The sequence below is a fragment of the Pseudomonas frederiksbergensis genome (genome assembly GCF_003732275.1).
In the GTDB taxonomy this organism is placed as follows: Bacteria; Pseudomonadota; Gammaproteobacteria; order Pseudomonadales; family Pseudomonadaceae; genus Aquipseudomonas; species Aquipseudomonas frederiksbergensis_H.
In genome coordinates this window covers 984,852-997,686 of sequence record NZ_MOBM01000039.1, presented here as the reverse complement: position 1 = coordinate 997,686, position 12,835 = coordinate 984,852, and the positions used below count along the sequence as shown (strand labels likewise).

The following is a 12,835-nucleotide window of genomic DNA, read 5'->3' as shown; positions in this document are numbered from 1 at the left end:
GGCGAGGTGAGCTGGGGCTGTCATGCCTTGCGCTTGATGCTCACCACATTCACACCAGCACAAAGAGCGTCTATCGAATCTGCCCAGGCTTGCATCATTTGCCGGCGTGGCTCGAGGTAGTGGGCGTGGTTGTAGGTATCGCGAATCTCATCATGGTCGCCGTGGGCGAGCTGGCGCTCGATCCAGTCCCGGTTGTAGCCGCGGCTGTTTAACTCGGTACTGAGGAGGTGACGAAATCCATGGCCGGTCTGTCGACCTTCATAGCCAATCTGGTGCAGTGCCTTGTTAACGGTGTTTTCGGATTGAGGGCGTTCCCGGTTGTTCCGGCCCGGGAATGCGATGGGGTAACTCCCGGTGATCTCCTTGAGCTCGATCAGACTGGCGACCGCCTGACGGGGGAGTGGGACGACATGCGGTCGACGTGCCTTCATTCGGGCAGCCGGTATCGTCCAGGTGGCTGACTCCAAATCGATCTCGTCCCAAGGTGCGTGACGCAGTTCTCCGGGGCGTACGCCCGTCAATAGAAGCAAGCGCACGGCGATGCGGGTCATGACGTCGCATTTGGCCGCATCGAGTTTGCCCAGAAGAATGGGAATTTCCGAGAGGGGAACATGTGGGTGGTTTTTGGTTCGCGGTGCGATTGCGGCGACCACGTCCAAGTCGGTGGCAGGGTTCGACTCCACTGACCCCTTGGCGAGACCGTAGCGAAAAATCTGACTTAACCACTGGCGTATTTTCCCGGCGACGTTGAGCGCACCGCGCTTCTCGACCTTGCGTACAAGAGCGACCAGTTCTGGTCGTGTGACTTCTTGCACCGGGCGTTGGCCGATAACGGGGAGAATGTCAGCCTCCAGATATTGCAGCGCCTTGGCTGCTGTGGAGGTGGCCCAGCGGGGTGAGTTGTAGGCGTACCACTCGCGTGCCAACTCCTCGAAAGTATGAGCGAGGGCGGATTGGGCGGTTTTTTCAGCTTGCTTGTGGGCGGTGGGATCTATGCCGTTGGCCAGTAAACGACGGGCATCTTCGCGGCGCTCCCTGGCCTTGGCGAGGGTGACGGTGGGATAAGCGCCCAACCCCATCATTTTAGCTTTGCCACCGAAGCGATATCGGAATCGCCATAGCTTTGAACCGCTAGGTGTTACTTCGAGGCATAGGCCCGCCGCATCTGCCATGCGGTAAAGCTTTTCGCGCGGTTTCGCTGTTCGAGCGGCTGTATCGGTGAGTGCCACGGCATCCCCTCAGCGCTAGCGCTGGCGGGAGTGAGTACCCGTCGATGTGTGAGTAGATTTCTAGACCAAACTCATCTACTCACGAATCTACTCACATAACCTGGGGCTTGCAAGGGAGTGCTCGGGAATCGCAGGCACAAAAAAACCGGCGTAAGTGCCGGTTTATCTGCTTTCCAGGGTCTGGTAGGGACCGCTGGATATATGTACATGGTGCCCCGAGGGAGACTCGAACTCCCACTCCTTTCGAAAACGGATTTTGAATCCGCCGCGTCTACCAATTCCGCCATCAGGGCTCAATGGCGGCGAAGTATAGAGATGAGATTACCGTCGGTCAATCAGGTACATAGAGAATTTTCATTATTTCGGCTAGACTTCCGGCCCCTGCTAGACGAACCCCATCATGCGCGTTGCTGACTTTACTTTCGAACTCCCTGATTCGCTGATCGCTCGCCACCCTTTGGCCGAGCGTCGCAACAGTCGCCTGTTGACCCTTGATGGGGTCAGCGGCGCCCTGGCACACCGTCAATTCACTGATTTGCTCGAGCATTTGCGCCCGGGCGATTTGATGGTGTTCAACAATACCCGGGTGATTCCGGCGCGGCTGTTTGGCCAGAAAGCTTCCGGCGGCAAGCTGGAAATTCTGGTGGAGCGGGTGCTCGACAGTCATCGCGTGCTGGCCCATGTGCGTTCCAGCAAGTCGCCGAAACCGGGTTCGAAGATCCTGATCGACGGCGGTGGCGAAGCCGAGATGCTGGCGCGTCACGATGCGTTGTTCGAACTGGGGTTTGCCGAAGAGGTGTTGCCGCTGCTCGACCGCGTCGGGCATATGCCGTTGCCTCCTTATATAGACCGCCCGGATGAAGGCTCGGACCGCGAGCGTTATCAGACGGTGTACGCCGAGCGCCTGGGGGCGGTGGCGGCGCCGACGGCGGGGCTGCATTTCGATCAGCCGCTGATGGAGGCGATTGCCGCCAAGGGCATCGAGACTGCGTTCGTGACCTTGCACGTGGGTGCGGGCACGTTCCAGCCAGTGCGCGTCGAGAAGATTGAAGATCACCACATGCACAGCGAATGGCTGGAAGTCGGTCAGGACGTGGTCGATGCAGTCGAAGCCTGCCGCGCTCGCGGTGGTCGCGTGGTGGCGGTGGGGACCACCAGCGTGCGTTCCCTGGAAAGCGCCGCGCGCGATGGCGTGCTCAAGCCGTTCAGTGGCGATACCGACATCTTTATCTACCCGGGTCGGCCGTTTCATGTGGTCGATGCCCTGGTCACCAACTTTCATTTGCCTGAATCCACGTTGTTGATGCTGGTTTCGGCGTTCGCCGGTTATCCCGAGACCATGGCCGCCTATAAAGCCGCCGTCGACAACGAATACCGCTTTTTCAGCTACGGTGATGCGATGTTTATCACCCGTAATCCCGCGCCTACCGCCCCTAAAGAAACAGGCCCTGAGGAAACAGAATGAGTCGCACCAGTCGCATGTCTTTTGAGCTCCTTGCCACAGACGGCAAGGCTCGTCGCGGTCGTTTGACCTTCCCGCGCGGTACCGTCGAGACCCCGGCCTTCATGCCGGTGGGCACGTACGGCACGGTCAAGGGCATGCTGCCGCGGGATATCACCGCCACTGGCGCGGAAATCATTCTGGGCAACACCTTCCACTTGTGGCTGCGTCCTGGCACCGAAGTGATCAAGAAGCACGGCGACCTGCACGATTTCATGCAGTGGAAAGGCCCGATTCTTACAGATTCCGGCGGTTTTCAGGTGTTCAGCCTGGGCGCGATGCGCAAGATCAAGGAGGAGGGCGTGACCTTCGCTTCTCCGGTCGACGGCGCCAAAGTGTTCATGGGCCCGGAAGAGTCGATGCAGGTCCAGCGCGATCTGGGCTCGGACATCGTGATGATCTTCGACGAATGCACTCCGTACCCGGCTGACGAAGACGTCGCTCGCGTCTCGATGGAACTGTCGTTGCGCTGGGCCCAGCGTTCGAAAAACGCCCATGGCGACAACACGGCGGCGCTGTTCGGCATCGTTCAGGGCGGCATGCACCAGGATTTGCGCATGCGCTCCCTGGAAGGCCTCGACAAGATCGGCTTCGACGGCCTGGCCATCGGCGGTCTGTCGGTGGGCGAGCCCAAGCACGAGATGATCAAGGTGCTGGATTACCTGCCGGGCCAGATGCCGGCTGACAAACCTCGTTACCTTATGGGCGTTGGCAAACCGGAAGATCTGGTTGAGGGTGTGCGCCGCGGTGTGGACATGTTCGATTGCGTGATGCCAACCCGTAATGCCCGCAATGGGCATCTGTTCATTGATACAGGCGTGCTGAAGATCCGTAACGCGTTCCATCGCCATGATGATTCGCCGCTGGATCCGACCTGTGATTGCTATACCTGCCAGAACTTCTCCCGTGCTTATCTGCACCATCTGGACAAGTGCGGCGAAATGCTGGGTAGCATGTTGAATACCATCCACAATTTGCGCCATTACCAGGTGCTTATGGCTGGTTTGCGTGAGGCTATTCAACAGGGTACATTGGCCGCCTTTGTCGATGCCTTCTACGCCAAACGCGGGTTACCTGTTCCGCCTTTGGACTGAGTTTTCTGACCCCAAGATTCAACATTTGCAACTGGAGTGCTAAATGAGCTTTTTTATCTCTAATGCCATGGCTGACGCTGCTGCACCTGCGGCAGGCCCAATGGGCGGCGGCTTTGAGTGGATTTTCCTGGTCGGTTTCCTGGTCATCTTCTACCTGATGATCTGGCGTCCACAGGCCAAGCGCGCCAAAGAGCAGAAAAACCTGCTGGGCAGCCTGCAAAAAGGTGACGAAGTTGTGACCACCGGCGGTATCGCCGGCAAGATCACCAAAGTGTCCGACGACTTCGTTGTTCTGGAAGTCTCCGACACCGTCGAAATGAAATTCCAGAAAGGCGCCATCGCCGCCACGCTGCCAAAAGGCACGCTCAAAGCGATCTAAGTTTCAACTTCTACTCAATCGACGGGGCGCGCAAGGCGCCCCGCGTCATAAGCGGGCGGCGTGATGCTGAACAAATACCCTCTGTGGAAATACATTCTGATCCTGGCGGTGCTGGCGGTCGGTCTGATTTATTCCGCTCCCAATCTATACCCTGATGACCCGGCCATTCAGGTCAGCGGTGCAAGCACTGCACTGCAGGTTACTCAGGCTGATCTGGATCGTGTGAGCACCGCGCTCAAGGAATCCGGGATCAACGTCAAGGCGGCCACCCTGGCTGCGGGCGGCAAGGGCGGTCTGATCCGTCTGATCAAGGCTGAAGATCAGCTGCCAGCCAAAGACGTCGTGCGCAAGGCATTGGGTGATGACTACGTCGTTGCACTGAACCTGGCACAAACCACCCCGCAATGGCTGCGCAGTTTTGGCGCGCACCCGATGAAGCTGGGTCTGGACTTGTCCGGTGGTGTGCACTTCCTGCTGGAAGTGGACATGGACAAAGCCCTCGACGCACGCCTGAAAGTCTACGAAGGCGACGTCAAGAGCCTGTTGCGCAAAGAGCGTCTGCGCTATCGCAGCCTGCCGCAACTGGGTGGTGCCATTCAGCTGGGCTTCACTGATGAAGCAGCCCGTGAAGAGGCGCGTGCGCTGATTCGCAAGAATTTCAACGATTTCGACATTGTTCCGGCCGACCTCAATGGCCAACCGGTACTGCGTCTGGCGATGACCCCGGCCAAGCTGGCGGAAATCCGCGAATACTCCATCAAGCAGAACTTGACCACGGTACGTAACCGCGTCAACGAGCTGGGTGTTGCCGAACCTATCGTTCAGCGCCAGGGCGCCAACCGCATCGTGGTTGAGCTGCCGGGCGTGCAAGACACTGCAGAAGCCAAGCGTATCCTCGGCAAGACGGCCAACCTTGAGTTCCGTCTGGCGGCTGAGCCTGGCGCTTCAAAAGCCACTTCCGAGGAATTCGAGTTCCGTGAAGGCAAGCGTCCTGCGGCGCTGATCGAACGTGGCCTGATCATTACCGGTGACCAGGTGACTGACGCCAAGGCTGGCTTCGGCGAGCACGGTACGCCAGAAGTGAACATCCGTCTGGATGGCCACGGTGGCGAGCTGATGAGTCGTGCGACTCGCAGCAACGTCGGTCGCAGCATGGCGGTGATCTTCATCGAACAACGTCCGGTCACCACTTACACCAAGCAAGTGGTCAACGGCGTCGAGAAAGACGTGCCGGTTCAGACGTTTAAAGAAGAGAAGAAGATCATCAGCCTGGCGACCATCCAGTCGCCGCTGGGTGCCCAGTTCCGCATCACTGGCCTGAACGGCCAGGGCGAATCGTCCGAACTGGCGCTGCTGCTGCGTGCCGGTGGTCTGGCCGCACCGATGTACTTCGCTGAAGAGCGCACCATCGGCCCAAGCCTGGGTGCTGACAACATCACCAAAGGTATCGATGCATCGCTGTGGGGCATGCTGTTTGTCTCGCTGTTCATCATGGCCATCTACCGCTTCTTCGGCCTCATCGCCACCGTCGCGCTGACGGTGAACATGGTGATGTTGCTGGCCCTGATGTCGCTGCTGGGTGCAACGCTGACCCTGCCGGGTATCGCCGGTATCGTATTGACCATGGGTATGGCGGTCGACGCCAACGTACTGATCTTCTCGCGGATACGTGAAGAGATCGCGGCCGGCATGACCGTGCAGCGGGCAATCAACGAAGGCTTCGGCCGGGCATTCACCGCGATTCTCGACGCCAACCTGACAACCTTGTTGGTCGGCGGGATTCTCTTTGCCATGGGCACCGGCCCGGTCAAGGGTTTCGCAGTGACCATGTCCCTCGGGATCTTTACCTCGATGTTCACGGCCATCATGGTGACCCGCGCGATGGTCAACCTGATCTTCGGCGGTCGTGACTTCAAGAAGTTGTGGATTTAAGGGGCTGCCATGTTACGTACAATCAACTTCATGGGCGTTCGCAACATTGCGTTCGGCGTCACATTGTTCCTTACCGCACTGGCATTGTTCAGTGTCGCCACCAAGGGCATGAACTGGGGCCTGGACTTCACCGGCGGTACGCTCATCGAGCTGACCTACGAGCGTCCGGCTGATGTCACCAAGGTGCGTGAACAGCTGGTTACATCGGGTTATCACGAAGCGATCGTACAGAGCTTCGGTGCGACTACCGATTTGCTGGTGCGTATGCCAGGTGAAGACCCGCAGCTGGGTCATCAAGTGGCAGAAGCGCTGCTGAAAGTCGGCGGCGACAACCCGGCGACGGTCAAGCGTGTCGAGTTCGTCGGCCCTCAGGTCGGTGAAGAGCTGCGCGACCAGGGCGGCCTCGGCATGCTGATGGCGCTGGGCGGCATTTTGATCTACCTGGCTTTCCGCTTTCAGTGGAAGTTTGCGGTCGGTGCGATCGTTTCGCTGATCCACGACGTGATCGTGACCATCGGTATCCTGTCATTCTTCCAGATCACCTTCGACCTGACGGTACTGGCGGCGGTGCTGGCAATCATCGGTTACTCGCTCAACGACACCATCGTGGTATTCGACCGGGTTCGCGAGAACTTCCGGGTACTGCGCAAGGCCAGCCTGATCGAGAACATCAACATCTCGACCACGCAAACCCTGCTGCGGACCATGGCGACATCGATCTCCACGTTGCTGGCGATCGCGGCCCTGTTGTTCTTCGGTGGCGACAACCTGTTCGGCTTCTCCATTGCCCTGTTCATCGGTGTTCTGGCGGGTACTTACTCGTCGATCTACATCGCGAACGTGGTGCTGATCTGGCTGAACCTGAGCAGCGAGGACCTGATTCCCGCTGCGGCGGTAGAGACGGAAGTCGACGACCGTCCATAACGGTTATCGCTTTTCCAGCTGTAAGCCGAGAAGGCGCGAGTATTGAACTCGCGCCTTTTTTTATGCTCCAAGGCTGGGAGAAGCGCGGGCATGTCCCGCATGTGATGGTCAGGAGGTTCATGTGAACAAGTCGATGCTGGTTGGTGCAGTATTGGGTGCTGTTGGTGTGACGGCCGGGGGTGCTGTTGCCACCTACAGCCTGGTCAAAAAAAGCGGCCCTGAGTATGCGCAAGTTCTAGCCGTTGAACCGGTCAAGACACAAATCAAGACTCCACGTGAAGTGTGCAAGGACGTTGCAGTAACCCGGCAAGCGCCGGTAAAAGATCAACACCAGATCGCCGGTACGGTGGTCGGCGCGCTGGCGGGTGGCCTGTTGGGCAACCAGATCGGCGGCGGTACAGGCAAGAAAATCGCCACAGTGGCCGGTGCGGTCGGCGGCGGTTATGCGGGTAACAAGGTGCAGGAAGGCATGCAGGAGCGTGATACCTACACCACCACTCAAACCCGCTGTAACACGGTGAATGACATCAGCGACAAGGTTGTAGGCTACGACGTTCGTTATTCGCTGGATGGCAAGGAAGGCAAAGTGCGGATGGATCGCGATCCGGGCAACCAGGTTCCGGTCGACAAGGAAGGCAAGTTGATCCTGGGGCAGAACGAACCGGCTCAGTAATGAGTTGAGCGCCTCACGCAAAAAGAAGCATCCCGAAAGGGATGCTTTTTTTGTGCCTGAATTTTATGTTCACCGCCAACGTGCTATGAAAGACTCTTCATTTTTCGCGGCCTTATGCTTGCCTTTCTGAGACTCCATGCCTGCCATCGATCATCCCCTGATAGACCAGTTCCTCGACGCCCTGTGGCTGGAAAAAGGCCTTTCCGATAACACCCGCGATGCCTATCGCAGTGACCTGGCCTTATTCAACGGCTGGTTGCAGGAGAAAGGCCTGGAACTGATCAACGCCGGTCGCGAGTTGATTCTAGACCACTTGGCCTGGCGCCTGGAGCAAAACTACAAGCCCCGTTCTACGGCGCGGTTTCTCTCCGGTGTGCGTGGCTTCTATCGCTATTTGTTGCGGGAAAAGCTGATCGCTGTCGATCCGACCTTGCGCGTCGATATGCCGCAACTGGGCAGGCCCTTGCCTAAATCCTTGTCGGAAGCCGATGTGGAAGCGCTACTGGCCGCGCCAGACTTGAGCGAAGCCATCGGCCAGCGGGACCGCGCCATGCTTGAGGTGCTTTATGCCTGTGGCTTGCGGGTCACGGAGCTGATCAGCCTGACGCTGGAACAGGTCAACCTGCGCCAGGGCGTGCTGCGAGTGATGGGCAAGGGCAGCAAGGAGCGGCTGGTACCGATGGGCGAGGAGGCGATTGTCTGGGTCGAGCGCTACATGCGCGATGCCCGTGGCGAGCTGCTGGGCGGGCGTCCCAGCGATGTGCTGTTCCCCAGCCTTCGCGGCGAACAGATGACCCGCCAGACCTTCTGGCATCGCATCAAGCATCAGGCCAAGGTCGCCGGGATCGGCAAGTCGTTGTCGCCGCATACCCTGCGCCATGCCTTCGCTACGCACCTGCTCAACCACGGTGCCGACTTGCGGGTGGTGCAAATGCTGCTCGGCCATAGCGATCTTTCGACCACCCAGATCTATACTCACGTCGCTCGCGCACGCTTGCAGGACCTGCACGCCAAACATCACCCCAGAGGCTAGCGCAAACCTTGTGGCGAGGGAGCTTGCTGTGACGAGGGAGCTTGCTCCCGCTGGGTTGCGCAGCAACCCCAAAACCAGGCGTTGCATTTACTCAGGAAAGCCCGACTGGCCTATTTGCGACTGCTACGCAGCCGAGCGGGAGCAAGCTCCCTCGCCACAATAATGGGTGTCAGTCAGGCAAGGGTGTCTCGCGTCACCCGCATTCGGCCACAGGGGCCTTATGTGGTAGGCTTTGCCGGTTTGCACGATGGGCGGTTATGACCCGGTGTTTCGGCACGGGCGTTCTGAACGTTCCATTTGTCCGCCTTCAGGAGTTCTCATGCGTCTGACCCAGATTTTCGCCGCCGCAGCCATTGCGTTGGTCAGCACCTTTGCCGTCGCCGATGACGCGGCCGACAAAGCCATTCGTAAAAGCCTGGAAAACCTCCAGCTTGATGTCCCGGTCGAAACCATCACCGCCAGCCCGCTACCAGGCTTGTACGAAGTCAAACTCAAGGGTAGTCGCGTGCTGTACGCCAGTGCCGACGGCCAGTACGTCGTTCAGGGCTACATGTTCCAGCTCAAGGACGGTAAACCGGTCAACCTGACCGAGAAGACTGAACGCCTGGGCATTTCCAAATTGATCAACGGAATTCCAGTGGCTGAAACCGTGGTCTACCCGGCTGTCGGCGAAACCAAGTCGCACATCACGGTCTTCACCGACACCACCTGCCCGTACTGCCACAAGCTGCACGCCGAAGTGCCGGAACTGAACAAGCTGGGTATCGAAGTGCGTTATGTTGCGTTCCCGCGCCAGGGCCTGGGCTCGCCGGGTGACGAGCAACTGCAAGCCGTGTGGTGCTCCAAGGACAAGAAAGCGGCCATGGACAAAATGGTCGATGGCAAGGAAATCAAGGCCGCCAAGTGCGAGAACCCGGTTTCCAAGCAGTTCGCCCTCGGTCAGTCGATTGGCGTGAACGGTACACCGGCCATCGTTTTGGCCGACGGACAGGTCATTCCGGGCTACCAGCCTGCGCCACAAGTCGCCAAACTGGCACTGGGCGCGAAATAGTTTCGCATCGTCACGGTCAGCCTTGACGATCATGGTCTGGCGGCAACATTGTCGGGCCATTAATAGAGAGCCGCGAGCATGCGGTTGTTTTCACGGCCGGCCTTGAGTCGGCCGTTTTATGGGGAGTTCACAGTGAAACCGGTCAAAGTAGGCATCTGTGGGTTAGGGACCGTCGGTGGCGGTACCTTCAACGTACTTCAGCGCAACGCCGAGGAAATTGCTCGTCGTGCCGGGCGTGGAATCGAAGTGGCACAAATTGCCATGCGCACGCCAAAGCCTCAGTTCCAGACGACCGGTATTGCGATTACCAACGATGTGTTCGAAGTGGCCACGAACCCTGAGATCGACATCGTTATAGAGCTGATGGGCGGCTACACCGTTGCCCGCGAGCTGGTACTCAAGGCCATCGAGAATGGCAAGCATGTGGTCACCGCGAACAAGGCACTGATCGCCGTTCACGGTAATGAAATTTTCGCCAAGGCGCGCGAGAAGGGCGTGATTGTGGCGTTCGAAGCGGCCGTGGCCGGCGGCATCCCGGTGATCAAAGCGATCCGTGAAGGTTTGTCCGCCAACCGCATCAACTGGGTGGCCGGGATCATCAACGGCACCGGCAACTTCATCCTCACCGAAATGCGTGAGAAGGGTCGCACCTTCGAAGACGTACTCGCCGAGGCGCAAGCCCTGGGTTACGCCGAAGCCGATCCAACCTTCGACGTCGAAGGCATCGATGCGGCCCACAAGCTGACGATCCTGGCGTCCATCGCGTTCGGCATTCCGCTGCAATTCGATAAGGCTTACACCGAAGGCATCACCAAGCTGACCACCGCTGACGTCAATTACGCCGAAGCGCTGGGCTATCGCATCAAGCACCTGGGCGTGGCACGCAGCACCGCGGCCGGCATCGAGTTGCGTGTGCATCCGACGCTGATCCCGGCCGATCGCTTGATCGCCAACGTCAACGGCGTGATGAACGCGGTGATGGTCAACGGTGACGCCGCCGGTTCGACCCTGTTCTACGGCGCCGGCGCCGGTATGGAGCCGACGGCTTCGTCGGTGATCGCTGACCTCGTGGACGTGGTTCGCGCCATGACCTCCGATCCGGAAAACCGCGTACCGCACCTGGCTTTCCAGCCGGATTCGCTGTCGGCCCATCCGATCCTGCCGATCGAAGCCTGCGAAAGCGCTTACTACCTGCGCATTCAGGCCAAGGATCATCCGGGCGTGTTGGCTCAGGTGGCGAGCATCCTGTCGGAGCGCGGTATCAACATCGAATCGATCATGCAGAAAGAAGTCGAGGAACACGACGGCCTGGTGCCAATGATCCTGCTGACGCACCGTGTGCTGGAACAGCACATGAACGACGCGATCACCGCCCTGGAGGCTTTGGAAGGCGTGGTCGGCCCGGTCGTACGGATCCGCGTCGAGCACCTGAACTAAGCCGTTATCGTTCACCGGGCTCGCACGCGTGCCCGGCATTGCGAACACTGTCTATTGGAGCCAGTCATGCGTTATATCAGTACCCGCGGCCAGGCACCGGCCCTGAATTTCGAAGATGTCCTGCTGGCCGGTCTCGCCACCGACGGCGGTCTGTACGTCCCGGAAAACCTGCCACGTTTCACCCAGGAAGAGATCGCTTCCTGGGCCGGCCTGCCGTATCACGAGCTGGCCTTCCGGGTGATGCGCCCATTCGTGACCGGCAGCATCCCTGATGCCGATTTCAAAAAGATTCTTGAAGAAACGTACGGCGTGTTTTCCCACAACGCCGTGGCACCGTTGCGTCAGCTCAATGGCAACGAATGGGTACTGGAGCTGTTCCACGGCCCGACCCTGGCGTTCAAGGACTTCGCCCTGCAATTGCTGGGTCGTCTGCTCGACTACGTGCTGGAAAAGCGCGGCGAGCGCGTGGTGATTGTTGGTGCTACCTCCGGCGACACCGGTTCGGCGGCGATCGAAGGTTGCAAGCACTGCGAAAACGTCGACATCTTCATCCTGCACCCGCACAACCGTGTGTCCGAAGTGCAGCGTCGCCAGATGACTACTATCTTCGGCGAGAACATCCATAACATCGCCATCGAAGGCAACTTCGATGACTGCCAGGAAATGGTCAAGGCCAGCTTCGCCGACCAGAGCTTCCTCAAGGGCACGCGCCTGGTGGCGGTGAACTCGATCAACTGGGCGCGGATCATGGCCCAGATCGTTTACTACTTCCACGCAGCCCTGCAATTGGGCGGCCCGGCGCGTTCGGTGTCGTTCTCGGTACCGACCGGCAACTTCGGCGATATCTTCGCCGGTTACCTGGCACGCAACATGGGCCTGCCGATCAACCAGTTGATCGTCGCCACCAACCGCAACGACATCCTGCACCGCTTCATGAGCGGCAATCAGTACGTCAAGGAAACCCTGCACGCCACGCTGTCGCCGTCCATGGACATCATGGTGTCGTCGAACTTCGAACGCCTGCTGTTCGACCTGCACGGTCGTAACGGCGCGTCGATTGCCGGTTTGATGGACACCTTCAAGCAGGGCGGCGGTTTCAGCGTCGAAGAGGAACGCTGGACCGAGGCACGCAAACTGTTCGATTCGCTGGCCGTGGACGACGCCCAAACCTGCGAAACCATTGCCGAAGTCTTTGAGCAAACCGGCGAGCTGCTGGACCCGCACACGGCCATCGGCGTGAAGGCCGCGCGCGAATGCCGTCGCAGCCTGGATATCCCGATGGTGATCCTGGGCACGGCCCATCCGGTCAAATTCCCGGATGCGGTGGAAAAAGCCGGTGTAGGAAAAGCGCTTGAACTACCTGCACATCTTTCTGATTTGTTTGAGCGAGATGAGCGTTGCACCGTGTTGCCGAACGACCTGAAAGCCGTGCAGGCCTTTGTCAGTCAGCATGGCAACCGCGGCAAGCCGCTGTAACCGGTAAAAGCTGTCACATTTTGAAGCCCGTCTCCTGACGGGCTTTCTCATTTCTGCATGCCACACTTGTCGGGTTTCGTAAAAGAAGAGCCGCCCATGAAGGACG

At 59.0% G+C, this 12,835-nt stretch carries 11 protein-coding genes and 1 tRNA gene; 10 read left to right on the top strand and 2 right to left on the bottom strand.

Going from position 1 to position 12,835, the window contains the following annotated elements; genetic code table 11:
* Positions 1-20: 20 nt before the first annotated feature.
* Together BK662_RS30835 and BK662_RS30830 are read right to left on the bottom strand one after the other, a co-directional pair.
* Positions 21-1,229, bottom strand: coding sequence for a tyrosine-type recombinase/integrase (locus BK662_RS30835; protein ID WP_123360689.1), 1,209 nt, complete (start codon positions 1,227-1,229; stop codon positions 21-23).
* A 208-nt stretch (positions 1,230-1,437) separates the two neighbouring features.
* Positions 1,438-1,522 (bottom strand) — tRNA-Leu (locus BK662_RS30830).
* Positions 1,523-1,629: 107 nt separating this feature from the next.
* Here BK662_RS30830 and queA point away from each other — a divergent pair.
* From queA to thrC, 10 genes are all read left to right on the top strand, one after another.
* Positions 1,630-2,694: a tRNA preQ1(34) S-adenosylmethionine ribosyltransferase-isomerase QueA gene (gene queA, locus BK662_RS30825; protein WP_123360688.1), complete on the top strand. Its 1,065-nt coding sequence runs from the start codon at positions 1,630-1,632 to the stop codon at positions 2,692-2,694.
* Positions 2,695-2,708: 14 nt separating this feature from the next.
* Entirely contained in the window at positions 2,709-3,824 is a 1,116-nt protein-coding gene (gene tgt / locus BK662_RS30820; RefSeq protein WP_162130630.1) for a tRNA guanosine(34) transglycosylase Tgt, read from the top strand.
* Between the two features lie 43 nt (positions 3,825-3,867).
* Complete coding sequence (yajC, locus tag BK662_RS30815) at positions 3,868-4,203, top strand: preprotein translocase subunit YajC (protein ID WP_008014002.1); 336 nt, start codon at positions 3,868-3,870, stop codon at positions 4,201-4,203.
* Between the two features lie 63 nt (positions 4,204-4,266).
* Positions 4,267-6,135, top strand: a complete 1,869-nt coding sequence (gene secD, locus BK662_RS30810) for a protein translocase subunit SecD (RefSeq protein WP_123360687.1) — start codon at positions 4,267-4,269, stop codon at positions 6,133-6,135.
* 9 nt (positions 6,136-6,144) lie between these two features.
* Positions 6,145-7,059: a protein translocase subunit SecF gene (gene secF, locus BK662_RS30805; protein ID WP_123360686.1), complete on the top strand. Its 915-nt coding sequence runs from the start codon at positions 6,145-6,147 to the stop codon at positions 7,057-7,059.
* A 121-nt stretch (positions 7,060-7,180) separates the two neighbouring features.
* Positions 7,181-7,732 (top strand): glycine zipper 2TM domain-containing protein, encoded by a 552-nt coding sequence (locus BK662_RS30800; RefSeq protein WP_123360685.1) that lies wholly within the window; start codon positions 7,181-7,183, stop codon positions 7,730-7,732.
* 136 nt (positions 7,733-7,868) lie between these two features.
* A complete protein-coding gene (xerD, locus tag BK662_RS30795; protein WP_019651849.1) occupies positions 7,869-8,765 on the top strand; it encodes a site-specific tyrosine recombinase XerD in 897 nt (298 codons plus the stop codon).
* Positions 8,766-9,084: 319 nt separating this feature from the next.
* A complete protein-coding gene (gene dsbC, locus BK662_RS30790; RefSeq protein WP_123360684.1) occupies positions 9,085-9,816 on the top strand; it encodes a bifunctional protein-disulfide isomerase/oxidoreductase DsbC in 732 nt (243 codons plus the stop codon).
* 132 nt (positions 9,817-9,948) lie between these two features.
* Positions 9,949-11,253, top strand: coding sequence for a homoserine dehydrogenase (locus tag BK662_RS30785; protein WP_052964768.1), 1,305 nt, complete (start codon positions 9,949-9,951; stop codon positions 11,251-11,253).
* A gap of 66 nt (positions 11,254-11,319) precedes the next feature.
* Positions 11,320-12,729 (top strand): threonine synthase, encoded by a 1,410-nt coding sequence (gene thrC / locus BK662_RS30780; RefSeq protein WP_123360683.1) that lies wholly within the window; start codon positions 11,320-11,322, stop codon positions 12,727-12,729.
* Positions 12,730-12,835: the final 106 nt, after the last annotated feature.

Excerpts from the sequence above, each read along its gene's own strand:
- secD (WP_123360687.1), top strand. The coding sequence starts at position 4,267 with ATGCTGAACAAATACCCTCTGTGGAAATACATTCTGATCCTGGCGGTG.
- yajC (WP_008014002.1), top strand. The coding sequence starts at position 3,868 with ATGAGCTTTTTTATCTCTAATGCCATGGCTGACGCTGCTGCACCTGCG.
- xerD (WP_019651849.1), top strand. The coding sequence starts at position 7,869 with ATGCCTGCCATCGATCATCCCCTGATAGACCAGTTCCTCGACGCCCTG.
- tgt (WP_162130630.1), top strand. The coding sequence starts at position 2,709 with ATGTCTTTTGAGCTCCTTGCCACAGACGGCAAGGCTCGTCGCGGTCGT.
- dsbC (WP_123360684.1), top strand. The coding sequence starts at position 9,085 with ATGCGTCTGACCCAGATTTTCGCCGCCGCAGCCATTGCGTTGGTCAGC.
- thrC (WP_123360683.1), top strand. The coding sequence starts at position 11,320 with ATGCGTTATATCAGTACCCGCGGCCAGGCACCGGCCCTGAATTTCGAA.
- queA (WP_123360688.1), top strand. The coding sequence starts at position 1,630 with ATGCGCGTTGCTGACTTTACTTTCGAACTCCCTGATTCGCTGATCGCT.
- secF (WP_123360686.1), top strand. The coding sequence starts at position 6,145 with ATGTTACGTACAATCAACTTCATGGGCGTTCGCAACATTGCGTTCGGC.